The organism is Paracoccus aerius, assembly GCF_014656455.1.
Classification (GTDB): Bacteria; Pseudomonadota; Alphaproteobacteria; order Rhodobacterales; family Rhodobacteraceae; genus Paracoccus; species Paracoccus aerius.
In genome coordinates this window covers 16,534-39,366 of the sequence record NZ_BNCL01000012.1, presented here as the reverse complement: position 1 = coordinate 39,366, position 22,833 = coordinate 16,534, and the positions used below count along the sequence as shown (strand labels likewise).

The following is a 22,833-nucleotide window of genomic DNA, read 5'->3' as shown; positions in this document are numbered from 1 at the left end:
GGAAAGGACCACCATGCGCACCAGTCTTTCCATCTCGGTCATCGGCTGCCATGCCGAGGGCGAGATCGGCGATGTCATCGTCGGCGGCGTGCTGCCCCCGGAAGGCGCCACGATGATGGAGCGGATGATCGCGATGGAACGCGACCATGACCACATCCGCCGCCTGCTGATCTGCGAGCCACGGGGCTCGGTCGCGCGCCACGTGAACCTGATCGTGCCGCCGATCACGCCGGGATGCGCGGCGGGCGCCATCGTGATGGAGCCCACGGAATACGTTCCCATGTCGGGGTCGAACACGATCTGCATCGCGACCGTCCTGCTTGAAACCGGCATGGTGCCGATGCAGGAACCCGTGACCCGCTTCAAGCTGGACATGCCCGGCGGCGTGATCGAGGTCACGGCGGATTGCCAGGGCGGCAAGTGCCGGTCTGTCACCTTCCGCAACGCGCCGGCCTTTGCCGCCGTGCTGGATGGCGCCTTGGAGGTCGAGGGCCAGGGGACCATCCCGCTGGACATCGCCTATGGCGGCATGTTCTTCGGCATTGTCGATGCGCAGGCCCTGGGCTTCCAGGTCCGCCCGGACGAAGCCCGCGACCTGGCCATCCTGGGCGAGAGGATCCGCAAGGCCGCGCGGGAACAGTTCGACGTGGTCCATCCGGATTTCCCGAACGTGCGGGGCGTGTCAATCGTGCAGTTCGCGATGCCCTTCGCGGGCAGCGGCCAGGTCGCGCGCAACACCTGCATCGTGGCGCCGGGGCGGTCCGACCGATCGCCCACCGGGACCGGCACCTCGGCCCGTATGGCAGTGCTGCAGGCGCGGGGGCTGATGGGGCGGGGCGACGTGCTGATCCATGAATCCATCATCGGGTCGCGCTTCACCGGCGAAATCCTGGAGGTCCGGCAGGATGGCGGGCGCACCAGCATCATCCCGCAGATCACCGGCCGGGCCTGGATCACCGGGCAGCACAGCTACTACCTCGACCCCGAGGATCCGTGGCAGGCGGGCTACATGCTGTCCGACACCTGGGGCGTCACGCCGACGCTGAAGCAATGACGGCGCTGTCGATCCTGCCAGGAACGGCCGAGGGCCCGGTGGTCGCGTCCGGCGAACCGCTCAGCTTCTGGGGCGGGGTCGATCCGGCGACGGGGCGGGTCATCGACGTGCATCACCCGCTGAACGGGCAGGCGATCACCGGGGCGGTGCTGATGATGCCGTCCACGCGCGGATCCTGCACCGGGTCGGGGGTGCTGCTGGATCTGGTCCTGTCGGACCGCGGCCCGGCGGCGCTGATCTTTTCCGAACCCGAGGATGTCGTGACCCTGGGCGCCCTTATCGCCTCCGAGATGTTCGGCCATGCCCTGCCGGTCCTGCGCCTGCCGCCCGACGGCTTCGCGGCCCTTGCGCGCGAGACCCAGGCCCGGATCGGCGCCGACGCCATCACGGCAGGTGGACTGTCGCTGCCCGTGCTGCCGCCCGCCACGGCGTCGCTTGACCTGACCAGCGACGACCGGGCGATGCTGGCGGGCCGGGACGGAGAGGCCGTTGCCCAGGCCATGCGGATCATCTGCGCCATGGCGGCCCAGCAGGGGGCCGAACGGCTGATCGACGTGACGCAGGCCCATATCGACGGCTGCATCTATGCCAGCCCCGCCAACCTGACCTTTGCCCGGAAGATGGCGTCGCTGGGGGCAAGGGTGCGGGTGCCGACCACGATGAACGCGATCTCGGTGGACCGAGAGAACTGGCGCGCCCAAGGGGTGCCGCCCGACTTCGGCGGGCCGGCGCAGCGGCTGGCCGATGCCTATGTCGCGATGGGCTGCCGGCCGACCTTCACCTGTTCGCCCTATCTGCTGGACAGCGCGCCCGGCAGCGGAGAAGCCGTGGCCTGGGCGGAATCGAACGCGGTGATCTATGCCAACAGCATCCTTGGCGCGCGAACGGCCAAGCATCCCGATTTCCTGGACCTCTGCATCGCAGTCACTGGCCGGGCGCCGCTGGCGGGCGTCTATCTGGACGATCAGCGCGCGGCGCGCCGCATCATCGACATCGACCTGCCCCATGCACCCGACGACGCCTTCTGGCCGCTGATCGGCTGGCTGGCGGGACGGCTGTCGCCCGACCGCATCCCGCTGCTGCGCGGCCTGGCCCCCGCGCGTCCCGATGCGGATGCGCTGAAGGCGCTGTGCGCGGCCTTTGGCACCACATCCGCCGCGCCCATGCTGCATGTTCAGGGTGTCACGTCCGAGGCGGGCCATGTCGCCCCCGACGCCGACCGCCGCCGGATCACGGCCGCCGACATGGCCGAGGGGTGGCGTCTGCTGAACGACGCCCTGGACGGGATCGACCTGGTCGCCCTGGGCAGCCCCCATGCCTCGCTGTCCGAATGCCGCGCCTTGGCAGACGGGCTGGCGGGCCGCCGGGTGCAGGTTCCCACCATCGTCACGGCGGGCCGCGACACCATCGACCGCGCCCGCGCCGAAGGCGTGCTGGACCGGCTGGAGGCCGCGGGGGTGCAGGTGCTTCCCGATCTGTGCTGGTGTTCGATCTCTCGCCCGGTCTTTCCGGAGCGGACGCGGACCCTGATGACCAATTCGGGGAAATACGCCCATTACGGGCCAGGCCTGTCGGGATGCGCGGTCCGCTTCGGCAACCTGGACCAGTGCATCCGTGCCGCGTTGACCGGGCAGGCCGCGAAGGATCTGCCCGGCTGGATCGGCCGATAGCGTCAGGACCGGCCTCGGCCCGAGCCGACGCGGGCCAGCAGGATCACCGGCAGGATGCCCACCACCACGATCGCAAGCGCCGCGATCGCCGCTTCCTCATAGGTGCCGCGCGCGGCCTCGCCGTAAAGATGGGTCGCCAGCGTCTCGAAGTTCAGCGGGCGCAGCAGCAGCGTGGCCGACAGTTCCTTCATGCAATCGACAAAGACCAGCAGTCCCCCGGCGGCAAGCGCTGCCTTGGACAGCGGCAGGTGGACATTGCGCAGCGTGCTGCCGATGCCGTGGCCCAGGGTGCGCGCCGACTGGTCATAGCTGCGGGGGATGCGCGTCAGCCCGGCCTCGACCGACCCGACCGAGATCGCCAGGAACCGCGCCAGATAGGCATAGCCCAGGGCCACGCCTGACCCGATCAGGACCAGCCCCGGATCGATGTCCAGCCAAGACTTCGCGGTCCGGCCGATCCAGCGGTCCACCCCCCCGGCGGCGATCAGGATGCCAAGCGCCAGGATCGTCCCCGGCATGGCATAGCCCAGCGAGGCCATGCGGTGGATCACCGCCATGCCGCGCTGCGGGAAGATACGCGCGGCATATGCCACCGTCAGGCCGCAGACCAGCACGGCCACGGTCGCCACCGCCGACAAGGCGAAGGTGTTCCAGGCTTCGCCCATCAGACGGGACGACAGGCCCGCGAACTGGAAGCGCTTCCAGGCCTCGACCGACAGATAGATCGCGGGCAGCACGAAGCCCAGCAGCACCGGCACCAAGCAGACGGTAAGCGCGACCCAGCGGAGGGGGCCGGTCAGCGGCTGGCGGGCCATCGGGCGGGCGCGCTGCGCGTTGACCGAATACCGCTGCTTGCGCCGCGCCCATCGTTCCAGCGAGATCAGCGCCACCACCAGCACCAGCATCGCAAGCGCGATCTGCGAGGCACCGGCCAGATCGGACCGCGTGACCCAGGTGGTATAGACGGAGATCGTCAGCGACCGCACGCCCAGGAACTCGGACGCGCCGATGTCGTTCAGCGTCTCCATCAGCGCCAGGCTGACGCCCACGGCAATGGCGGGCCGGGCCAGGGGCAGGGCGACCCGGTGGAAGATCTGGCCCCGGGTGGTGCCCAGCGTATGGGCAACCTCGACCAGGTTGGCGGCCTGTGTCATGAACATCGCCCGCACCGGCAGATAGACATAAGGGTAAAGCACCAGCCCCATCAACAGGATCGCCCCTGGCATCGACCGGATGTCGGGCAGGCGAAAGTCGCGCGGGCTGTCATAGCCCAGCACGGCGCGGACTGCCGACTGGAACGGTCCCAGCGGGTGCAGCATGTCCAGATAGGCGTAAGCCACAATATAGGTCGGCACCGCCAGCGGCAGCAGCAGCGCCCATTCCAGCATCCGCCGCCCCGGAAAGTCATGGGCCGTCACCAGCCAGGCGACGGTGGTGCCGATGCCGGCGGTCAGCACGCCCACGCCAGCCATCAGGATGGCCGTCTGGGTCAGCGCATGGGGCAGGACATGGCGGGCCAGATGCGTCCACAAGCCGTCCGATCCCTGCGCCGCCTGCCAGGCAAGCGCCAGGATCGGCACCGAGACAAGCCCTGCAATGAGCAGGCTTGCAATGACCCAAGACCCCCCGCGAAAGCGGAGGGTCCGGAATGGCGGCGCAAGCGTCCGTTGCCGCCCTGCGGCCCCGTCGTCAGTTGTCGAAGCCAACGCGGTCGACCAGCTCGCTTGCCTGCTGGCGGTTCTTGACGATGTCGGTCAGGGGCACGGGATCGACGTTCAACTCGCCGAAGGATGCGATGATCGGGTCGATGGCCGCGCCCGGCTTGACCGGATATTCGTAATTCGCCTCGGCATAGATCTTCTGCGCCTCGTCGGACACGAGGAACTCCAGCAGCTGCACAGCCTCGTCGCGGTTCGGCGCGTTCTTGGCGACGGCCGCGCCGCTGATGTTCACATGGGTGCCGCCATCCTCGAAGGTGGGCAGGATCACCTTGATCGCCTCGCCCCAGGCCTTCTGTTCGTCGCCGCCCTTGCCGGACCGCATCAGGCCCACGTAGTAGGAATTGGCAATCGCGATGTCGCAGATGCCGCCCAGAATGTCCTTGGCGCCGTCGCGGTCGCCGCCGCCCGCCTGGCGGGCCAGGTTGGCTTTCAGGCCGGTCAGCCATTCCTCGGTCTGGGCCGCGTCGTGATGGGCCATGAAGGCCGAGAAAAGCGCGGTGTTGTAGGGATGCTGGCCCGACCGGATGCAGATGCGGCCCTTCCATTCCGGATCGGCCAGATCCTCATAGGTGATGCTGTCCAGGTCCAGGTCATTGGCCGCATAGACCACGCGGGCGCGCATCGACAGGGCGAACCACTGGTTGGCAGGATCGCGCAGGTTTTCCGGGATGGACGAAGACAGCACCTCGGATTCGACGGGCTGGGTCAGGCCCTTGTCGACCAGGTCGGTCAGGTTGCCCACGTCCACGGCCATCAGCAGGTCGGCGGGCGAGCTTTCGCCCTCGGAAGCCACGCGCTCGGCCAGGCCGTCCTTCAGGAACACCGTGTTCACCTTGATCCCCGTGGATTCGGTGAAGGCCGCCAGCAGCGGCTCGACCAGGCCGGGTTCGCGCGAGGTATAGAGGTTCAGTTCCTGGGCCTGGGCCGCGCCGGCCCCGAAGGTGGCAAGAAGAATGACGGGTGCAAGTTTCATGATGTTCCCTCCGACGTTTGTTCCGTTGCAAAGGGTCTTACGCAGCCGGCAACGGGTAGTCTAGTATTTTCGTCAAGTTTCCGGCTGCAGCGGGTCGACGGCCGGAGGCTCGGGGAAAACATGGATCTGCGCGCCGTTCAGTTGCAGGCTGACCTTTTCCCCGATCGCCATGGGAATGCGGAAATGGGAATGCATCCGCAAGGTCTGCGCCAAGGGATGGACCATGATGTCGATCTGTTCGCTTTCTCCCGTGAAGGTCTTAGCCACGACGCGGGCCGAGATGCCCTGCCCGTCCGGCCCGATCGACAGCGCCTGCGGCCGGATGCAGGCGAGGGCCAGGGATCCGTCGGGCAGGTCCAGATCGGCGGGGAAGGTGCCGATGGGCGTCTCGATCCTGCCGTCGGACCAGATGCCGGTCAGGCGGTTGCAGGGCCCCATGAACTCGGCGGCATAGGGCGAATGGGGGCGGTCATAGATCTCGAACGGTGTGCCTGCCTGTTCGATCCGGCCCGCGCGCATCAGGACGATCAGGTCGCCCACGGCAAGCGCCTCTTGCGGGTCATGGGTGACGATGATCGCGGTGGTGCCGATGCGGCGCAGGGTTTCCACCGTTTCGCGCCGGACCTTTTCTCGAAGCCCCTGGTCAAGGTTTGAAAACGGCTCGTCCATCAGCAGGATCGCTGGTTCGGGGGCAAGCGCGCGGGCCAGGGCCACGCGCTGCTGTTCGCCCCCCGACAGCGAATGGGGATAGCGGTCCAGAAGGCCGGTGATGCCGATGCGTTCGGCCACCCTTGCCACGCGCTTGCGGCGTTCGGCCCGCGGCAGGGCGCGCAACCCGAAGGCCAGGTTGTCGGCCACGCTAAGATGCGGGAACAGCGCGTAATCCTGGAACATGAAGCCGATCTTGCGGTCCTCGGGTTCGACGAACATGCCCGGACCCACTACATCGACGCCGCCCACCCGGATGCGGCCGCCGGGGTCGGGCCGGTCCACGCCCGCGATGATCCGCAACAGAGTCGACTTGCCGCAACCCGATTGTCCCAGCAGGCAGGTGATCCGGCCCGGCGGGATCGACAGAGAGATGTCCGACAGGACGGCCCGCCCCTCGAAATGGCGCGAGATGGCTTCAAGCTCGAGCGATGACGCCGGGTTTGCGTGCATGACAGGCCTTTCGGTTCCGCCCCGGGCCGGGAAAGAGGGGCAGGGTCGCTTGCTGCTTATCCGCTTGCGTCTTTCTCCTCCAGTCACGGAACGATCAGAATCTGCGGCGCGGCAGGACGACCCCTGCCGCGATCAGGGGATCAGCCCGACACGGCGGCGGATGGCTTCGTCCCGCAGCGATACCTCGGTCCCCAGGAACTCGTCGCCGTCAGGGCCGCACAGCCACACAAGGGCACGGGCGGGCCATTCGGGCGGAATGTGGACAGACCAGTCAAGCCGGCTGACCGGGTTGACGCCGCTTTTGCGGATGGCGTCCTGCATGTCGGTCGCGACGGTGCCGGGGGACAGGCTGATGGCGCGGATCCCCTGGCTTCGCGCCTCGTGATCCAGGGCGCGGGTCAGCATCCAGGCGCCTGCCTTGCTGGCGCAATAAGCGCTCCATCCTTCCTGGGGATTGTGGGCCGCGCCCGATCCGACGGTCAGGATCGTGCCGCCGCCCTGCGCCCTCATCACCGGCAGCGCGGCGCGCATCCCGTGAAAGACGCCCTTCAGGTTCACGTCGATGGCCTGGCCCCATTCGCCGGGATCGGCCGCCGAAATCCCGGCAATGGGCCCGATCAGGCCCGCGTTGTTCACCAGGACGTCCAGCCGTCCCGCCTGTTCGACAAGCGTGGCGACCGCGCGTTCCATGTCCGTGGGGCTGGCCACGTCGCCTGACAGGGCGATGCCGCCGATCTGGGCCGCTAGGTCGTTCACGGCGGATTCGCTGCGGGCCATCACGCCGACGCGGGCCCCGGCCTGGGCAAAGGCCCGCGCCGCGGCCGCGCCGATGCCCCGGCTTGACCCGGTAACCAGAACCACCTTGCCCTGCAGGTTGACCATCCCATCCTCCTTGCCATTGGGCGGCGGACCAGGGGCCGCGCCGCAAGCCTGCGGACCTTAGATCAGGTCGATGCGGATGCTGTCCAGCGGCAGCCTGTCGAAATCCGCCTGCCAGGTCTCGCCCGCGCGTACAGGAAGGGCTTGCGTCAAGGTGCCGGTCGTGACGATGTCGCCCGGCATTAAAGGGGCTGCGTCGGGCATCGTTGCAAGGAGATCCGCCAGATGGCCCAAGGCGACCAGAGGCCCGCCACCCAGGACGTTGCGGGCATGGCCCCGGTCCAGAACCACCCCGTCCCGCGACAAGGTAGTCTCGAAATCCCGCAGCCGTTCCACCCAGTCAAACCGTTCGGACGGATCCAGATCCCGGATCGGGCCGTGCAGGAAGGCGCCATGCAGCCCGAAGCCCGCCACGGTATCCGCAGCCTCGAACCGCCAGCCCGGAAAGATCGAATGGACCATCTCGAACCCCGCGCAGATGCCCCCGATGCAGGTGATCAGCGCGTCGGGCGCCATTCCCGGTCCCGGCGCTGCGGCAAGGCGAAAGGCGATCTCGGGTTCGATGCGGGGCTCCATCAGCCCTGTCAGCGGGAAAGGTACGCCCAGCGGCCGGACGGTGCTGTCATACATGGGCCCGAAGATCGGGGCCGAGACGTTGAATTCGTCCCAGATCGTCTTGTTCGTGAAGCCGATCTTGCGCCCCACGACCTGGCTGCCCTGCCCGACGCGCGCGGCCTCGATCAGCGCGCCGATGCGATAGGCGCGGCTCAGGCTCAGGCCGCCGTCCCGTGTGGTCAGGCAGGGGATCTGCCGGCCTTCCGCCAAGGAGCGGATAATCTCGGCCGAAAGCGCGTCGTCTGGCATGGAACGGGTTTGGGTCTGGGTCATGGGGGCAGGGGATCACAAGCCCGCTTGTCCTGCAAGCCGCGCCGGGCCGAACCGTCACCCTTTTGGCGGCGCTTGACAGGCTCGCCCCACAGGCGGTTCCATGGCGAAGCCGCAGAGGGAGATAGCGCGATGTGCAACGCCTGCCTGATCGAGAACGTGAAACACCACATGATGTCGCGTCGCAGGCTGTTTTCGGGCGCGGCCGCCACCGCAGCCCTTGGTGCCGCGGCGGGCCTGGCGGCCGCAAGGCCCGCCATGGCGCAGGCAAGCGGGCGGGTGGTGGACCTGACCCATGCCTATGACAGCGACTTCCCGACCTTCGACGGCAAGCCGGGCATCCTTTTCGAGCCGGACAAGAACTTCGACCCGGACGGCTATCACCTGTTCAAGCTGACCATCTTCGAACATACCGGCACCCATATCGACGCCCCGCTGCATTTCGCGCAAGGCGGCATCTCGGTCGATGCCCTTCCGGTCGAGAACCTGATCGCCCCCCTCTGCATCATCGACATCTCGGCCAAGGCCGCTGAAGACCCGAATGCCACCGTCGAGCCTGCCGATGTCGAGGCCTGGATCTCGGCCCATGGCGATCTTCCGGCGGGCGCCTGCGTGGCCATGAATTCGGGCTGGTCCGCACGGATGGGCGATCCGTCCTGGCGCAACCTGCCGGACGGCACGCTGGCCTTTCCGGGCTTTTCCAAGGCCGCGACGGATCTGCTGGCCGATGCAGGCGCGGCGTCGATCGGGGTGGATACGCTGTCGCTGGATCCGGGAAACTCGGCCGATTTCGCGGTGCATTATTCTTGGCTGCCGTCTGGCCGGTTCGGGATCGAGGGGCTGGCGAACCTGGACCAGCTTCCCGCGACGGGGGCCACCGTCTTCATCGGCGCGCCCAAGCACCGCGGCGGCACCGGTGGTCCTGCGCGGATCATCGCCCTGGTCTGACGGCACGGGTCTTGCCCGGCCCCGCCGGGGGCCACATGCGCGACCAGACGCCGTCGCGGCGGATCAGGGCGTGCTGGATGGCGGCGGCGACGTGGATCGCCAGAACCGCGATCAGGGCATAGGCGCCGATCGCATGGATGGATTGGGCGACCTCGGCCACCCGTTCCGATTTCGGAAGCCATGGCCCGACGCCGAGCCGGTCCAGAAGCTCGATCGGAAAGCCGCCCGCGCGGACGCGGACAAAGCCGCTGACCGGCATGACCACCAGCAGCAGGTAAAGCATCACATGCGACAGCCGCGCCGCAATCCTCTGCCAGCCGGGAACAGTGCGCGGCAGGGGCGGTGCCTTGTGCGTCAGGCGATACAGGATCCGCACCAGGATCACCGGCACCAGCAGCACGCCCATGTTCTTGTGGAACAGGAACAGCGCGTCCTGCACGGGGCGGGAAATCCCGTCCCGGATCATGATCAGGCCTGCAGGGATCATCAGCAGCACGACCGCCGCGACGATCCAGTGCAACCATCGGGCGGCCGGGCGATAGCCCGGCTGGGGATCGGCCATGACTGGGCTCCTTTGTCGGGCCAAGGCTAGCAGAAAAGCCGCCCTCCGCGAAGCGGGATTGCAGGACGCGCTTGACGGATTGCAGCCTTTCCCTAGGCTTCCGTCATGCGCGGCACCCACGCCTTCCAGCTTGCAGGACTTCAACGGTACCTTGCAGGGACCATCCCCGCGCAGGTGGCGGCGACGGCCATGGCCGGCGTCGCGACGATCGCGGCCCTGACCGCTGTCCTGCCTGCAACGGCGCCAGGACTGCTGGGCGCGGTTCTGGCCTTCCTTCTGGCAAGCACGGCGGTTGCGGTCCTGATGCGGCGCTATTATCCGCACCGCCGGATCGGCGGCTGCAATGTCGTGACGCTGCTGCGGGCGGGGCTGGTCTGTGCGCTGTTGATGCCGCTGATGGCGGACCGGCCCGCAGGCTGGACCGTGGCCTTGGTGGCCGGCATCGGCTTGGCGATGGACGGGCTGGACGGGTTCCTGGCCCGCCGCAGCGGCCTTGTTTCCGCCTTCGGCGCCCGCTTCGACATGGAGGTGGACGCGGCCCTGGCCCTGGTCCTAGCGCTACACGTCATTGCCGGAACCGTCGTAGGGGCCGAGGTCCTGGTGCTGGGACTGATCCGCTATGTTTTCGTGCTGGCGAGCTGGGTCTTGCCCTGGCTGCAAGGCGCGCTGCCTGTCCGCCGCTGGCGCAAGGCCATCTGCGTGATCCAGATCGCCGCGCTGATCGTGCTGCAGACGCCGCTGCTTTCGCCCGGTCAGGGGATCGTCCTGGCCCGGATCGCCGCCCTGCTGCTGGTCGGATCCTTCGCGGTGGACATCCGCTGGCTGTGGAGGCACCGTTGACCGCCCTGCGCCTGCTGGCTGCGGCTTTCGTGATCCACCTGCTGCTGGTCCTGCCGCCGGCGCCGATGCCCGCGGCCCAGGCGTTGATCCGCCTTTCCCCCGAACTGCCGCTGATCCTGCTGGGGCTGGCCCTGCTGGGCCGCTGGGGCCGGCTGCTGGTCATGGCGGCCCTGTTGCTGCTGGCGGTGCAGAAGATCGCCGATCTGGCAATGATCTCGGCCCTGGGGCGGCCGTTCAACCTGCTGACCGACGTGACCCTGATCGGATCGGGAATCGAGCTTCTGGTCGACGCGACAGGCGGTTGGCGGCTTCTGGCCATGACGGCTGGCGTCGCGGCCGCAGCCTTGGCGACAGGCGCGGCCTTGTGGTGGGCGACGGGGGTCTGGGCACGGCGACGCTGGCCTCCTTCGCATCGGCTGGCCCTTTGCCTGACGGCGGCGCTGGCCCTGGGCGCTGCCTGGCTGGGGCAGGCCTGGCCGGGGAACGGGCCCTATGTCCTTGCGCGGGCCGAGGTCCTGGGCCGAACCGCGCAGGATCTGCGCCGGATCCGGCAACTTGCGGCCGAGGATCCGCTGGCCGATGCGCCGGGCTTGCTGTCCGCGATCGACCGCGACGTGCTGGTGGTCTTTGTCGAAAGCTATGGCAGGGCCAGCTTTGACGTGCCCTTCCATGCCGGGCGGCACCTGCCGACCCTGCGCCGCGCCGAAAGCCGGCTGGCCGGGGCGGGGCTGGCGATGCGGTCAGGTTTCCTGGCGGCGCCGACGCAGGGCGGGCAAAGCTGGCTGTCCCATGCGACCTTCGCCAATGGGCTGTGGATCGCGGACCAGGCAAGCCATGCCGCCGTTCTGGCCAGCGGGCGGCAGGGGCTGTTCCACCATGCGCGCCGTGCGGGCTTTCGCACGGCGGCGGTCATGCCCGCCATTACCCGCCCCTGGCCCGAGGCCGCGACGATGGGCTTTGACCGCGTGCTGGCGGCCTCCGACCTGGGCTATCGCGGGCTGCCGTTCAACTGGGTCACCATGCCCGACCAGTTCACCCTGGCGGCGACGGACAGGCTGCTGCGCGACGGGGCCGGGCCGCCGCACCTGTTCGCGCAGGTGGCGCTGATCTCATCGCACGCGCCCTGGGTGCCGGTGCCCGATCTGCTGCCCTGGGACCGCCTTGGCGACGGCAGGGTCTTCGACCCCATGGCGGTGGCGGGCGATCCGCCCGAGGTGGTCTGGCGCGACCGCGACCGGGTCCGGGCCGCCTATCGGGATGCGGTGGATTACAGCCTGTCCACCGTGATGGATTACGCCCTGCTGCACGCGGGCGACCCGCCGCTGATGATCGTGCTGGGCGATCACCAGCCCGCCCCCTGGGTCGCGCAGGACGGCGGCCCCGATGTTGCGATCCACCTGATCGGCCCACCCCACCTGGTGGATCGCGCCGCCGAATGGGGGTTCCAGCCGGGCCTGGTGCCGGCCGAGGGCAGCACGGCGATGCCGATGGACCGGATGCGCGACCTGATCCTGCGCGGCTTCGGCGGCAAACTGCCGCAGGCATGAAAGTCTTGCCTGCCCATGCCCTTGCGCCCCATGATGATCCTGTTTCCTGTCGGAGAATTGCCATGACCCCTATCCCCCTGACACGGCGCCGCCTGATGCAAGCGGGGGCGGCGGGGCTTGCCCTGGGGGGCTTGGGGCTGGTGCGGCCCGCTGCGGCGCAGGTGCCGGTCGGGCTGCAACTGTCATGGCTGCATTCGGTGCAGTTCGCCGGCAGCTATATCGCCCGGAAGAACAACTGGTGGCGCGATGCCGGGCTGGAGGTGACGCTGCTGCAGGGCGGACCGAACGCCCCGGTCGAGCCTCCGGTCGTGGCGGGGACGGCGCTGATCGGGATTTCCGCCGCCGACTATACCGCCGCTGCTGTCGCCCAGGGTGCGCCCTTCAGGATCATCGGCGTGGCGATGCAGAAGAACCCCTTTGCCATCGCCTCGATGCCTGCGAACCCGGTGCGGGTGCCCGCTGACCTGGTGGGCAAGCGGATCGGCATGGCGGTGGCGAACACGCCTGTCCTGCAGGCGCTCTGCACGTTGAACGACGTCGACATCGGCGGGGTCCAGGTCGTCCCCACCCAATATTCGGCCCAGCCCCTGCTGGCGGGCGAGGTCGATTGCCTGTTGTGCTGGGAAACCGACCTGCCTGTCGCGATGGAGATGCAGGGCGTCCCGGCCGAAACCATGCTGCTGGCCGATCACGGCTATGCGCTGCATTCCCAGACCTATATCGCCACGACCGACAGCATCGCCAACCGCCGGGCCGAGCTTGTGGCCCTGCTGGGCGGAGAGGTGCGGGGCTGGGACACCTATCGCGCCGACACCGATGCCGCGGCCGTTCTGACGGTCGAGACGTTCCCGGATGCCGGGCTGGACCTTGAGACCCAGAAGCTGCAGGCCCGCCGACAGGTCCCGCTGATGTTTTCCGACCTGACCCAGGCCAACGGCTTTGGCTGGTGGTCCGAGGAAACCGTCGCCCAGAACATCGAGACGCTGGCCCTCTTGGGCCGCAGCGTGACGCCGGATCTGTGGGATCGGTCGATCCTCGAGGAAATCCATGGCTGAGGCCGCCGTCCCGGCCGATATCCAGTGTTCCGGCGTCTCGAGGCTTTTCGACGGCAGCATCCTGGCCGTGGACGGCATTGACCTGACCTTCGCTGCAGGCCGCACCACGGCGCTTCTGGGACCATCGGGCTGCGGCAAGTCCACGCTTCTGCGCCTGATCGCGGGGCTGGAGGATCCGACGGCGGGCCAGGTCCTGATCGCAGGCCAGCCGCCCCAGGCACTGTGCAAGCAGGGCGGTCTGTCCGTCGCCTTTCAGGATCCTTGCCTGCTGCCCTGGCTGACGGTGACGCGCAACGTGGCGCTTGGCCTAAGGCTTGCGCGGCAGGCGCCCGACCCGCAGGCGGTGGATCAGATGATCAACCTGGTGGGCCTGGGCGGTTTCCAGAACGCCCGTCCCGCCGCCCTGTCCGGCGGAATGCGGCAGCGCGCGGCCATCGCCCGCGCCTTGGTCACCCGCCCCCGCGTCCTGCTGCTGGACGAGCCCTTCGGTGCGCTTGACGCCCTGACGCGCCGCCAGCTTGCCCATGACCTTCCGCCCCTGTGGCAGCGGCAGCAGGCCACCACGCTTCTGGTGACCCATTCCGTGGACGAGGCCGTGATGCTGGCAGACCGCATCGTCGTCCTGTCGCCCCGCCCGGCCCGGGTGATGGCCGATCTGGACGTGACCCTGCCCCGGTCGCGCGACCCTGAATCCGCCGCTTTCCGCCGCCTGTCCGCCGAGGTGTTGGCCCTGCTGATCCGCGGGGGCGAACAGGCGCAAGCGCTGGCGGCGCAATGACAGCCCGCACCCGTTGGTTCGGGTTGGCGACCTTTCTGGGCCTGTGGCAGGGGCTTGCCCTGCTGGCGGGTGGCTGGCTTCTGGCCGGGCCGGTGGGCGTGCTGGAATGGCTGGCCGCCCATCCCGGCCTGATGGCGCGCGCCGCCGCCGTCACCTTGGCCAATGCGGCCTGCGGCTTCGTGCTTGGCAACCTGGCGGCGATCCTGCTGGCTGCGATCCCGGCGCTGTGGCCGCGCACGCTGAACCTGGTGGCGGGCCTGGCGCTTGTCGTCTTCTGCCTGCCGCTGATCGCCACCGGCCCGATCCTGCGGGTGCTGATGGGGCCGGGGAACGGCCCGCAGATCGTGCTGGCCGCGCTTGCGGTCTATTACACCACGCTGATCCCCTTGCTGGCTGGCCTGCGGGCGATGCCTTCGGCCTGGCTGGATCTGGTGCAGATCTATGGCCGGGGCCGCTGGGCCGAACTGGTCCATGTCCGCGCGCGCGCCTCGGTCCCCTATCTGCTGGCGGGGCTGCGGATTTCCGCGCCCGCAGCGATCCTGGGGGCCATGGTGGGCGAGTTCACGGGGGCCGAGCGGGGCCTGGGCGTGCTGACGATCCGCTTTAGCCGCGATCTGGACGTGCCGGCGCTGTGGTCGGTGGCGGCGGTGGCGGCGGGACTGGCGATCGCGGTTCATGCCGCGGTCGGCTGGCTGGGCCGCCGCGCGCTGCCCGACGCGCCGCCGGTGATCCTGGCCCCGCCGCGCCTGTTGCGCGGATCGCCGGGGCGCAAGGCGGCCCACGCGGCGCTGCTGGTCGCGCTGATCCTGGTGCTGTGGTGGGTGGCCGTGGCGGGGCTGAATCCGTTCTTCGCCAAGCGGCCCGCCGATGTCGCGGCCGCCGTGATCTGGGCGCCGGACGCGGCCATGACGCGGGCCGCATTGATGACGGCGATGATGCAGACGCTGGCGCTTGCGGTGCCGGGATATCTGGCCGGGCTGGCCCTGGGCGCGGGGCTTGCGATCCTGCTGGCCCTTCGACCGGGGCTGTCGGCAGTGATGACGCCCTGGGCAGTGGCCCTGCGGTCGATCCCCATCGTCACCACCGCGCCGCTGATCGTCCTGCTGCTGGGACGGGGCGCCGCGGGCACCGTGACGCTTGTCGCTCTGATGGTGTTCTTCCCGACTTTCGCAGCCTGCCAGGAGGGGCTGCGGCAGGCGCCGGGGCCGATCCTGGATCTGTTCCGCAGCTATTGCGCCGGGCCGCTGCGCCAGACCTTGCATGTCCGCATCCCGGCGATGCTGCCCGCGCTGTTCGCCTCGGCCCGGATGGGGGTGCCTGCGGCAATCCTGGCCGCAACGGTTGTCGAGTGGCTGGCGACCGGGCGGGGTCTGGGCAACCTGATGGCGCTGTCGGCCTCGGTCTCGGACTATGCGATGCTGTGGCTGACGATGGTGGCGGTGACGGCGATGTCGGCGCTGCTTTATGCCGTCGTGGCCGGGGCCGAGACGCGGGTGCTGGCGGTCATGGCGCCCGAGCAGGTGCGCGCGTGAAGCCCCCGCTGGCCTTTGCCATCCCCGGCGACATCGCCACGCTGACCGGCGGCTATATCTATGAACGCCGCCTGCTTGAAGGACTGCGCCAGGCGGGCCATGACGTGCAGCACCTGCAGCTTGCGGCCAGCTTTCCCGACCCTTCGGCAGCGGACATGACCGAGGCCGTCGCGATGCTGGCGGCAGTGTCCCCGGACCGGCCGCTGATCCTGGACGGACTGGTCTTCGGGTCCATCGACACCACCGGGCTGGCGCGGGTCCGCGCGCCATTGGTGGCGATGATCCACCATCCGCTGGCCCTGGAAACCGGCCTGTCCTCCGACCGGCAGGACCACCTGTTCCAGACCGAGCGTGACAACCTGCGCCTGGCCCGGCACGTGCTGGTGCCCAGCCCCCATACCCGCCGGATCCTCGTGGACCGATACGGCGCCGATCCCCGCGCGATCACCATCCTGCGGCCCGGCGTGGACCGGCCCCGTCTGCCGCCCGCGCCCGATCCCATGCCGCTGATCCTGTCGGTGGGCATCCTGCATCCGCGCAAGGGCCATGACATCCTGCTGGACGCGCTGTCGCGGCTGGCGGATCTGGACTGGCGGGCGGTGATCGTGGGCAATCCCTGGGACGCCGATCACGCGGCTGCCCTGTCACGCCAGCGGGCGGCAAGCCCGGTGGCCGATCGTGTCAGGCTGGCGGGTCGCGTGTCCGCGGATGAGCTTGAGGAGCTTTACGCCCGCGCCTCGATCTTTGCCTTGGCGACCTGGTACGAAGGCCACGGCATCGTCTTCGACGAGGCCTTGGCGCGCGGCCTGCCGGTCGTCACCTGCGATACCGGCGCCGTGCCCGATACCGTGCCGCCCGGCGCGGGGCTGCTGGTGCTGCCGGGCAATCCGGCTGCCCTGGCTGATGCGCTGCGGATGCTGCTGGTCGACCCGGCGCGGCGGCAAGCCATTGCCCGTGCAGCACGCGAGGCAGGGCAGGGGCTGCCGTCATGGCAGGACATGGCAGACAGCGCCAGTCTTGTGCTGTCGGACTGCGCCCCCTAGCGTCGCAGCCGCCGCCAGGCCCAGGCTCCGCCTGCCAGCACGCCTGCGCCCAGCATCAGGTGGCGCGCCGTGATGCCGGTGCGCGCGTGCGCGCTGCGGCGATAGCGTGGATCGAAGAAGCGCGTGTTGGCCAGCAGGCTGCCCAGCCATGACTCTCGCCTCAACGGCAGGGGGCGCAGGCTGCGGCCTGTGTCGCGGATCAGGCCGTCGAGTGCGGGCACGACCCGCCCGTGCCGGTCGATCGCTCGCGCCACCTCGGTCTTGTCGCGCCCCAGGTGTTCCGCCAGCAGCCCGTCGCGGAAATCGCGGATCAGGTCGCGCGTCGCATCGTCCCGGGCCTGGATCGCCACGTCGCATTCCGTGTCGAAGCCCATGGACCGGCGGTCGATATTGCTGGATCCGATCCGCAGCAGCATGTCGTCGACGATCATGATCTTGGCATGGACATAGATCGGCTGGCCGCTGTCCGTGACGGGATACAGGATGCGGAACCGGCCATAGCGGTCGTGTTGGCGCAGCGTGCGGACCATCCGGCTGCGGGTGACATGCATCGCCTGATCCTCGACATGGCCCTGGGCGGCATAGGGGTTGATGACCACCACCTCGGGGCCATCGGGATCCGACAAGCGGCGGCGGATCGCGCGGGTGATGCTGCCTGCGCAGAAATACTGCGATTCGATATAGATGCAGTCCCGGGCCGCGCGGATCGCGTCCAGATACAGATCCTCGATCTCGTGGATGCCGGATCGGCCTGCCTCGGGCGGGGCGGTACGGGCGATGGCCACGGGGATGTCGTGGAAGGCGGGATTGATGCTGTCGGGCCAAAGATTGGCGCCCGGCGCGAAGTCCTCGTCGACCTCGGCGTCATGGGCGCGGGCCCAGCGGGCGCGGGCCAGTTCCGACATGGCCGCCGCCGCGGGCCCGCACATCACCGTTGAGGCGTCGTGCCAGGGTTGGGCCTCGGCCCCGTTCTTGAGGCAGCGCAGCGGGTTGTCGTCCAGATGCTCGCGGTCGTCCCAGCGGCCGTCGGTCATGTCGATCCCGCCGCAGAAGGCCAGGCTGTCGTCGATCACCACGATCTTCTGGTGGTGGCAGGCGCCGATCGGATGGCGGCCGTCAAAGGCCAGGTGAATCTGGTCGGGCGACATCAGCTTGACGGCAAGCGCGGGCAGGATGCCGCCGGGCGCGATCAGGGCACCCCCGCTCCATTTCAGCAGGTAGATGTCAAGATCCTGGCGACGGTCCACGATGGCTTCAAGAAACGGTCCGACCTTGTTCGGAAAGCCGTCCGGGGCCAGCCCGTCCGCATCACTTTCGCCGGGCAGCATCTCGATCTCGAAGTCGAAATCCCAGCCGATCATCATGACCATCCGCTGGGCCTTCAGCATGGCTTCGCGCAGGGCGCGGAAATAGGCCTGGCCATCGATGATGACGGACAGGCGCTCGGCCGTCTCGATCCGCCAGCAGTTCCGCCCCGGCTTCAGTTCGATCATCCTGTCGTCCCCGTTTGCTGGCCTCCTCCGGCGGAGGAAGCGGAAGGGAAATGGCCGCGGGGCTGCGCAGGTTCCGTTGCGGCCTTGCGGCATCATGGCGAACCGTCGGCCAAGATCCCCACCCCCTCGCGCACGATGCGCATCCGGTCCGCGGGATAGGGCCGCAACAGCGCCATGGCCTGGGCGGGGCTGCCCTTCAGCCACTGTTCATGGTCCTGCGGGTCAAGGATCACCGGCATCCGCGTGGGATGCACCGGCCTGACCAGGTCGTTGGCGGTGGTGGTGATCATCGTATGGGTCAGCCACGCCCCCTGGTCCCCCGCCACGCCCGGCTGGCCCGCGCGCCACAACCCGGCAAAGGCGAAGGGCGGCCGGTCGTCATCACCCGCCAGGGCGAACCAGACATCGGTTGCTGGGCTGCGGCCCTTGGCCTCGCGGAAGCTGGTGGCGGGGATCAGGCAGCGGCGGTTCAGGAAACTGTCCTTCCACAGCCCGCCTGTCATCTTGTCGTCACGGGCGTTGTTCCAGGCAACAGGCGCGATCGGCTTGCCGGTCTTCTTTGACACCGCGGGCGTCAGAAAGCCCCAATGGGCGCTGACGAGTTCCCGCGCACCGTCGGGCGCCAACCGGACGACCGGGGCCTCGTATTTCGGCCAGACCGCCGGCCATTCAGCCGCATTGCCCAAGTGGTCCAGGCCCGGCACCACGTCGAAGATCCGCCGCATCTCGTGCTGGCTCATCCGGTTGGAATACAGATTGCACATGCTTGGACCCCCTTGGCCTTCATCCTGCCTGCAACCAGAAACAGCCGCAACCGACCTTGCAATCATCTAAGATACATCCATATACCATCCATACAGATGGAGAAATGCTGTGGCCGATATCAGAACCCTTCGCGACAGGGTACCCGAGACCGAAAAGATCACGATCAACCTGGGTTATGTGGACCTGGGGCGGATCGATCTGCTGGTGCAGGAAGGCTTTTATTCAAACCGCAGCGACTTCATCCGCACCGCCATCCGCGGCCAGTTGGACAGCCACCGCGACGTGGTCAGCAAGTCGCTGGAACGGCACACGATGGAACTGGGCCTGCGCGATTACAACCGAGCCGAACTTGAAGCCCTGCGCGACAAGGGCGAGGTGCTGCATGTCAAGGTCGTGGGGCTTGCGCGCTTTGCCCCCGATGTCACGCCCGACCTGGTTCGCGCCACGATCGGATCGATCTCGGTCCTGGGCGCGTTGCAGGCAAGTCCCGACATCAAGGCGGCCTTGGCCGACCGGATATCCTGAATCCCGCAAGGAGCAAAGCAGATGAAGACACTGAACCTTGGCGCCATGCGCCAGGCCATGGAGGGCTTGCGCCTTGATGGATTCGGCGCAGGCAATGCCCAATCGCTTGTCGAACGCACCCTGGCGCAGCACGGCTTGTCCATGCCGGCACAGGCGGCGGGCGGGGCGCGGCCCTTTCCGGCAGCCGGCGCGCAGCCTGGCGGCGGAACGATCCCGCAGGGGGCCAGCTTCACGACCGATCGATTCACCTGCCCGGCAGGCAGCCGGGAAATGATGGTCTATGTCCCGGCTTCGGTCGCGGCGGGGCAGGGGGCGGAAGGTCTGGTCCTGATGCTGCACGGCTGCACCCAGACCCATGCGGATTTCGCCCGCGGCACTGGCATGAACGACCTGGCCGAACGCCATCGCCTGATCGTCGTCTATCCCCAGCAGGCGCGGGGCGACAATGCCCAGTCGTGCTGGAACTGGTTCAGCATCGGCGACCAGCGTCGCGGCCGCGGCGAACCCGAGATCTTGGCGCAGATGGCGCAGGCCCAGGCGGCGCTGCATCGCGTGCCGTCGGACCGGATCTTCGCGGCGGGCCTTTCGGCAGGCGCGGCGATGGCGGTGATCCTGGGGCAGACCCATCCCGAGGTCTTCGCGGCCATCGGCGCCCATTCGGGCCTGCCCTTTGGCGCGGCCCGCGACGTGCCCGGCGCCTTTGCGGCGATGAACGGCACCGGCATGGCCGATTCCGCGCGGCCGCGCGCCGCCACTGCCACGCCCACGATCATCTTCCACGGCAGCGCCGACCGGACCGTGCATCCCCAGAACGCCGCCAGCATCGCGGCCGACACGCTGGCTGCAGGCCCGGACCAGACGATCGCCGATCAGGCAACCGCCACCACCGGCGGGCGCAGCCACCGGCGCGACATCACCTCGACCCTGGACGGGCAGGTGATCGTCGATCACTGGACGGTCGAGGGGCTGGGCCATGCCTGGTCGGGCGGACGTGCCGGCGGATCCTACACCGATCCGAAAGGCCCCGATGCAAGCGCGGAAATGGTGCGGTTCTTCCTGGCGCAACCGCGTGGGGGCAGCGGCAAGGCGGCCTGACAAATGATCATCCGCCGGAACCCGAGGGCGGGCTGCGGGTGTTGGTCTTTCGAAATCGTGGTGCAAGGATCAGCCCAATGCCCGTCTTCAGCTTCGCCCCCAGCCCCCTTGAATGGACCGTCGGCGTGTTTTCCGACACCGATGAGCGCGGGAACGTGACCGCCCGCCGATACTGCTTCGGACCCTATGTGGTGACGTGGCACTAGGCATTCGTCCCGTCGCCTGCCTTTGCCGGCGACTTGGCGGGGCGGCCGGTGCCGCGGACGCCACGGCACGATCCGATTCTTCTTGAACACCCCCGCCGGCGCGCGCATACCTCCGCCAAATCGCAGTCGGAGCGCCTGAATGGCCAGCGAAGAAGCCGCGTCCAGCCCCCGGGCATCGGACAGCGCAACCCCCCAGCATCATCAACCGTCCCGCCTGACGCCCGCCCTGGTGCTGGCCTGCCTGGGCGTCGTCTATGGCGACATCGGCACCTCGCCGCTTTATGCGCTGCGCGAATCGCTGGTCCACGCGCACGAGGAAGGGCTGCCCGAAACCTCGGTCATTGGCATCGTGTCGCTGCTGTTCTGGACGGTCGTTCTGATCGTCACGATCAAGTATGTCATCCTGATCCTGCGGGCCGACAACAATGGCGAAGGCGGCACCCTGTCGCTGGTCGCCAAGGCGCAGGGCGCGCTGAAGGTCGGGCCGCGCGCGCGCAGGCGGCGGCTGCTTCTGCTGCTGGGGATCGTCGGCGTGTCGCTGTTCTTCGGCGACAGCATGATCACCCCCGCCATTTCCGTCCTGTCCGCGGTCGAAGGCCTGACCCTTGTCCAGCCGGCCTTCCAGCCCTGGGTGGTCCCGGTCACGCTGGGCATCGTGATGGCGCTGTTCTGGGTGCAGAGCGGCGGCACCGACAGGATCGCGCGGCTGTTCGGGCCGGTGATGCTGGCGTGGTTCACGACCATGGCGATCCTGGGGATCAGCCATATCGCGGACGACGCCCGCATCCTGCAGGCGCTGAACCCGCTGCGGGCGGCCAGTTTCCTGACCGACTACGGCATCGCCGCGATGCCGGTGCTGGGATCGGTCTTCCTGGCCGTCACCGGGGCCGAGGCGCTTTACGCCGACATGGGTCATTTCGGCCGCAGCGCCATCCGCACCGCCTGGAGCGTGCTGGTCTTTCCCGCCCTGGCGCTGTCCTATCTGGGGCAGGGGGCAATGGTCCTGGCCCATCCCGAACGGGTGTCCAATCCGTTCTTCCTGATGGCGCCCGACTGGTTCCTGGTGCCGCTGGTGATCCTGGCGACGGCGGCCACGGTGATCGCGTCGCAAGCGGTGATCTCGGGCGCGTTCTCGGTCGCGGCGCAGGCGGTGCAGATGGGCCTACTGCCCCGGCTGCACATCCAGCACACCTCGGACCAGCAGGCGGGCCAGATCTACCTGCCCAAGGTCAACTTCGTCCTTCTGCTGGGGGTCGTGGCCCTGGTGATCTCGTTCGGGTCGTCCGCCCGGCTGGCCAGTGCCTATGGGATCGCGGTGACGGGGGACATGGTCATCACCTCGCTTCTGGCGGTGATCGTGTTCCGCTGGTCCTGGAACTGGGGCTGGCCGCTGATCGCCCTGGTCATGGTGCCGGTCCTGGGGATCGAGCTGATCTTCTTTTCCGCCAACCTGATAAAGCTGCTGGATGGGGGCTATATCCCCCTGCTGTTCGCGGCCCTGGCCATCGCCATGATGATGATCTGGGTCGAAGGAATGCGCCGCCTTCAGGACAAGCTGGCGCAGGAAAGCATCAGCATGGACATGCTGGCCGCGAAGCTGGCCAAGTCGCCGCCCACCATCGTGCCCGGAACGGCAGTGTTCCTGACCGCCGATCCGATGATCGGGCCGCCCGCGCTGCTGCACAACCTCAAGCACAATCGCGTCCTGCATGAACGCAACTTCATCGTGAAGGTCGAAAGCGCGACCACGCCCCGCGTGTCGGACGACACGCGCCTGCGGCTGGAACAGATCGCCACTGGCTTCTGGCGGGCCTGGCTGTCCTTCGGCTATATGGAACAGCCCAATGTCCCCCGTGCCCTGGCCGAGGCCAAGCGCCAGGGGCAGAAGTTCGACATCATGTCCACCTCGTTCTTCCTGAACCGCCGCATCCTGCGGTCGGGCAAGGGAACCCTGATGCCCCACTGGATGAGCAGGGTCTTCGTGCGGCTGTATCGTTCGGCGGCGGAACCCACGAACTATTACCGCCTGCCGTCGAACCGGGTGGTGGAACTGGGGCAGCAAAAGAACATCTGACGCCCCGCCGGCCTGCGACGGGGCGTG

At 68.5% G+C, this 22,833-nt stretch carries 21 protein-coding genes; 13 read left to right on the top strand and 8 right to left on the bottom strand.

The features are described from left to right. The first annotated feature begins 13 nt into the window (after nucleotides 1-13). Both IE224_RS13960 and lhpI read left to right on the top strand, forming a co-directional pair. The gene (locus IE224_RS13960) at nucleotides 14-1,054 is read left to right on the top strand and encodes a proline racemase family protein (RefSeq protein ID WP_191311186.1); all 1,041 of its coding nucleotides are present in this window, start codon (nucleotides 14-16) and stop codon (nucleotides 1,052-1,054) included. After that, nucleotides 1,051-2,724, top strand: a complete 1,674-nt coding sequence (lhpI, locus tag IE224_RS13955; RefSeq protein WP_191311184.1) for a cis-3-hydroxy-L-proline dehydratase — start codon at nucleotides 1,051-1,053, stop codon at nucleotides 2,722-2,724. Before IE224_RS13960 ends, lhpI begins: the two co-directional genes overlap by 4 nt. Before the next feature lie 2 nt (nucleotides 2,725-2,726). On the opposite strand, the gene IE224_RS13950 is transcribed toward lhpI, so the two are convergent. The 5 genes from IE224_RS13950 to IE224_RS13930 form a co-directional block, all read right to left on the bottom strand. Further along, on the bottom strand, nucleotides 2,727-4,304 hold the full coding sequence (locus IE224_RS13950) for an ABC transporter permease (RefSeq protein WP_229849391.1): 1,578 nt from the start codon (nucleotides 4,302-4,304) through the stop codon (nucleotides 2,727-2,729). A gap of 109 nt (nucleotides 4,305-4,413) precedes the next feature. After that, nucleotides 4,414-5,418, bottom strand: a complete 1,005-nt coding sequence (locus tag IE224_RS13945) for a Fe(3+) ABC transporter substrate-binding protein (protein ID WP_191311180.1) — start codon at nucleotides 5,416-5,418, stop codon at nucleotides 4,414-4,416. A gap of 72 nt (nucleotides 5,419-5,490) precedes the next feature. Continuing rightward, complete coding sequence (locus IE224_RS13940; RefSeq protein WP_167624193.1) at nucleotides 5,491-6,579, bottom strand: ABC transporter ATP-binding protein; 1,089 nt, start codon at nucleotides 6,577-6,579, stop codon at nucleotides 5,491-5,493. A 132-nt stretch (nucleotides 6,580-6,711) separates the two neighbouring features. After that, nucleotides 6,712-7,461 (bottom strand): SDR family oxidoreductase, encoded by a 750-nt coding sequence (locus IE224_RS13935; RefSeq protein ID WP_191311178.1) that lies wholly within the window; start codon nucleotides 7,459-7,461, stop codon nucleotides 6,712-6,714. Nucleotides 7,462-7,518: 57 nt separating this feature from the next. Then, complete coding sequence (locus IE224_RS13930) at nucleotides 7,519-8,346, bottom strand: 2-keto-4-pentenoate hydratase (protein ID WP_191311176.1); 828 nt, start codon at nucleotides 8,344-8,346, stop codon at nucleotides 7,519-7,521. Nucleotides 8,347-8,475: 129 nt separating this feature from the next. On the opposite strand from IE224_RS13930, the gene IE224_RS13925 reads away from it, so the two are divergent. Further along, nucleotides 8,476-9,291 (top strand): cyclase family protein, encoded by an 816-nt coding sequence (locus IE224_RS13925; protein ID WP_191311174.1) that lies wholly within the window; start codon nucleotides 8,476-8,478, stop codon nucleotides 9,289-9,291. Here IE224_RS13925 and IE224_RS13920 read toward each other — a convergent pair. Then, on the bottom strand, nucleotides 9,275-9,853 hold the full coding sequence (locus IE224_RS13920; RefSeq protein ID WP_191311172.1) for a cytochrome b: 579 nt from the start codon (nucleotides 9,851-9,853) through the stop codon (nucleotides 9,275-9,277). The two genes, IE224_RS13925 and IE224_RS13920, sit on opposite strands and share 17 nt — an antisense overlap. Nucleotides 9,854-9,958: 105 nt before the next feature. On the opposite strand from IE224_RS13920, the gene IE224_RS13915 reads away from it, so the two are divergent. The 6 genes from IE224_RS13915 (at nucleotide 9,959) to IE224_RS13890 (ending at nucleotide 16,648) form a co-directional block, all read left to right on the top strand. Next, nucleotides 9,959-10,693 (top strand): CDP-alcohol phosphatidyltransferase family protein, encoded by a 735-nt coding sequence (locus tag IE224_RS13915; protein WP_229849390.1) that lies wholly within the window; start codon nucleotides 9,959-9,961, stop codon nucleotides 10,691-10,693. Continuing rightward, nucleotides 10,690-12,240 (top strand): sulfatase-like hydrolase/transferase, encoded by a 1,551-nt coding sequence (locus tag IE224_RS13910; protein WP_191311170.1) that lies wholly within the window; start codon nucleotides 10,690-10,692, stop codon nucleotides 12,238-12,240. The genes IE224_RS13915 and IE224_RS13910 overlap by 4 nt, the downstream gene beginning before the upstream one ends. Nucleotides 12,241-12,302: 62 nt before the next feature. Continuing rightward, nucleotides 12,303-13,295, top strand: coding sequence for an ABC transporter substrate-binding protein (locus IE224_RS13905; RefSeq protein ID WP_191311168.1), 993 nt, complete (start codon nucleotides 12,303-12,305; stop codon nucleotides 13,293-13,295). Continuing rightward, nucleotides 13,288-14,073: an ABC transporter ATP-binding protein gene (locus IE224_RS13900; protein ID WP_191311166.1), complete on the top strand. Its 786-nt coding sequence runs from the start codon at nucleotides 13,288-13,290 to the stop codon at nucleotides 14,071-14,073. Before IE224_RS13905 ends, IE224_RS13900 begins: the two co-directional genes overlap by 8 nt. Continuing rightward, nucleotides 14,070-15,605: an ABC transporter permease gene (locus IE224_RS13895; RefSeq protein WP_191311164.1), complete on the top strand. Its 1,536-nt coding sequence runs from the start codon at nucleotides 14,070-14,072 to the stop codon at nucleotides 15,603-15,605. The genes IE224_RS13900 and IE224_RS13895 overlap by 4 nt, the downstream gene beginning before the upstream one ends. Continuing rightward, nucleotides 15,602-16,648, top strand: a complete 1,047-nt coding sequence (locus IE224_RS13890) for a glycosyltransferase family 4 protein (protein WP_191311162.1) — start codon at nucleotides 15,602-15,604, stop codon at nucleotides 16,646-16,648. Before IE224_RS13895 ends, IE224_RS13890 begins: the two co-directional genes overlap by 4 nt. Here the strand turns inward: IE224_RS13890 and IE224_RS13885 are convergent. Together IE224_RS13885 and IE224_RS13880 are read right to left on the bottom strand one after the other, a co-directional pair. Then, nucleotides 16,645-18,141 carry a phospholipase D-like domain-containing protein gene (locus IE224_RS13885; RefSeq protein WP_191311160.1) on the bottom strand — a complete coding sequence of 499 codons (1,497 nt, stop codon included), beginning with the start codon at nucleotides 18,139-18,141 and terminating at the stop codon, nucleotides 16,645-16,647. The genes IE224_RS13890 and IE224_RS13885 overlap by 4 nt on opposite strands. A gap of 92 nt (nucleotides 18,142-18,233) precedes the next feature. After that, the gene (locus IE224_RS13880) at nucleotides 18,234-18,905 is read right to left on the bottom strand and encodes an SOS response-associated peptidase (RefSeq protein ID WP_167624183.1); all 672 of its coding nucleotides are present in this window, start codon (nucleotides 18,903-18,905) and stop codon (nucleotides 18,234-18,236) included. A gap of 109 nt (nucleotides 18,906-19,014) precedes the next feature. On the opposite strand from IE224_RS13880, the gene IE224_RS13875 reads away from it, so the two are divergent. From IE224_RS13875 to IE224_RS13865, 4 genes are all read left to right on the top strand, one after another. Beyond that, nucleotides 19,015-19,431, top strand: coding sequence for a ribbon-helix-helix domain-containing protein (locus tag IE224_RS13875; RefSeq protein WP_167624182.1), 417 nt, complete (start codon nucleotides 19,015-19,017; stop codon nucleotides 19,429-19,431). A 21-nt stretch (nucleotides 19,432-19,452) separates the two neighbouring features. Continuing rightward, entirely contained in the window at nucleotides 19,453-20,526 is a 1,074-nt protein-coding gene (locus IE224_RS13870; protein WP_191311158.1) for an extracellular catalytic domain type 1 short-chain-length polyhydroxyalkanoate depolymerase, read from the top strand. A 77-nt stretch (nucleotides 20,527-20,603) separates the two neighbouring features. Beyond that, on the top strand, nucleotides 20,604-20,732 hold the full coding sequence (locus IE224_RS21300; protein WP_255432437.1) for a hypothetical protein: 129 nt from the start codon (nucleotides 20,604-20,606) through the stop codon (nucleotides 20,730-20,732). Between the two features lie 139 nt (nucleotides 20,733-20,871). Then, on the top strand, nucleotides 20,872-22,806 hold the full coding sequence (locus tag IE224_RS13865; RefSeq protein ID WP_191311156.1) for a potassium transporter Kup: 1,935 nt from the start codon (nucleotides 20,872-20,874) through the stop codon (nucleotides 22,804-22,806). Nucleotides 22,807-22,833: the final 27 nt, after the last annotated feature.

What these genes read in the sequence shown, in the direction of transcription:
- IE224_RS13960 (WP_191311186.1), top strand. Translation starts at nt 14, where the DNA reads ATGCGCACCAGTCTTTCCATCTCGGTCATCGGCTGCCATGCCGAGGGC.
- lhpI (WP_191311184.1), top strand. Translation starts at nt 1,051, where the DNA reads ATGACGGCGCTGTCGATCCTGCCAGGAACGGCCGAGGGCCCGGTGGTC.
- IE224_RS13945 (WP_191311180.1), bottom strand. Translation starts at nt 5,418, where the DNA reads ATGAAACTTGCACCCGTCATTCTTCTTGCCACCTTCGGGGCCGGCGCG.
- IE224_RS13940 (WP_167624193.1), bottom strand. Translation starts at nt 6,579, where the DNA reads ATGCACGCAAACCCGGCGTCATCGCTCGAGCTTGAAGCCATCTCGCGC.
- IE224_RS13935 (WP_191311178.1), bottom strand. Translation starts at nt 7,461, where the DNA reads ATGGTCAACCTGCAGGGCAAGGTGGTTCTGGTTACCGGGTCAAGCCGG.
- IE224_RS13930 (WP_191311176.1), bottom strand. Translation starts at nt 8,346, where the DNA reads ATGACCCAGACCCAAACCCGTTCCATGCCAGACGACGCGCTTTCGGCC.
- IE224_RS13925 (WP_191311174.1), top strand. Translation starts at nt 8,476, where the DNA reads ATGTGCAACGCCTGCCTGATCGAGAACGTGAAACACCACATGATGTCG.
- IE224_RS13920 (WP_191311172.1), bottom strand. Translation starts at nt 9,853, where the DNA reads ATGGCCGATCCCCAGCCGGGCTATCGCCCGGCCGCCCGATGGTTGCAC.
- IE224_RS13915 (WP_229849390.1), top strand. Translation starts at nt 9,959, where the DNA reads ATGCGCGGCACCCACGCCTTCCAGCTTGCAGGACTTCAACGGTACCTT.
- IE224_RS13905 (WP_191311168.1), top strand. Translation starts at nt 12,303, where the DNA reads ATGACCCCTATCCCCCTGACACGGCGCCGCCTGATGCAAGCGGGGGCG.
- IE224_RS13900 (WP_191311166.1), top strand. Translation starts at nt 13,288, where the DNA reads ATGGCTGAGGCCGCCGTCCCGGCCGATATCCAGTGTTCCGGCGTCTCG.
- IE224_RS13895 (WP_191311164.1), top strand. Translation starts at nt 14,070, where the DNA reads ATGACAGCCCGCACCCGTTGGTTCGGGTTGGCGACCTTTCTGGGCCTG.
- IE224_RS13885 (WP_191311160.1), bottom strand. Translation starts at nt 18,141, where the DNA reads ATGATCGAACTGAAGCCGGGGCGGAACTGCTGGCGGATCGAGACGGCC.
- IE224_RS13880 (WP_167624183.1), bottom strand. Translation starts at nt 18,905, where the DNA reads ATGTGCAATCTGTATTCCAACCGGATGAGCCAGCACGAGATGCGGCGG.
- IE224_RS13870 (WP_191311158.1), top strand. Translation starts at nt 19,453, where the DNA reads ATGAAGACACTGAACCTTGGCGCCATGCGCCAGGCCATGGAGGGCTTG.
- IE224_RS21300 (WP_255432437.1), top strand. Translation starts at nt 20,604, where the DNA reads ATGCCCGTCTTCAGCTTCGCCCCCAGCCCCCTTGAATGGACCGTCGGC.
- IE224_RS13865 (WP_191311156.1), top strand. Translation starts at nt 20,872, where the DNA reads ATGGCCAGCGAAGAAGCCGCGTCCAGCCCCCGGGCATCGGACAGCGCA.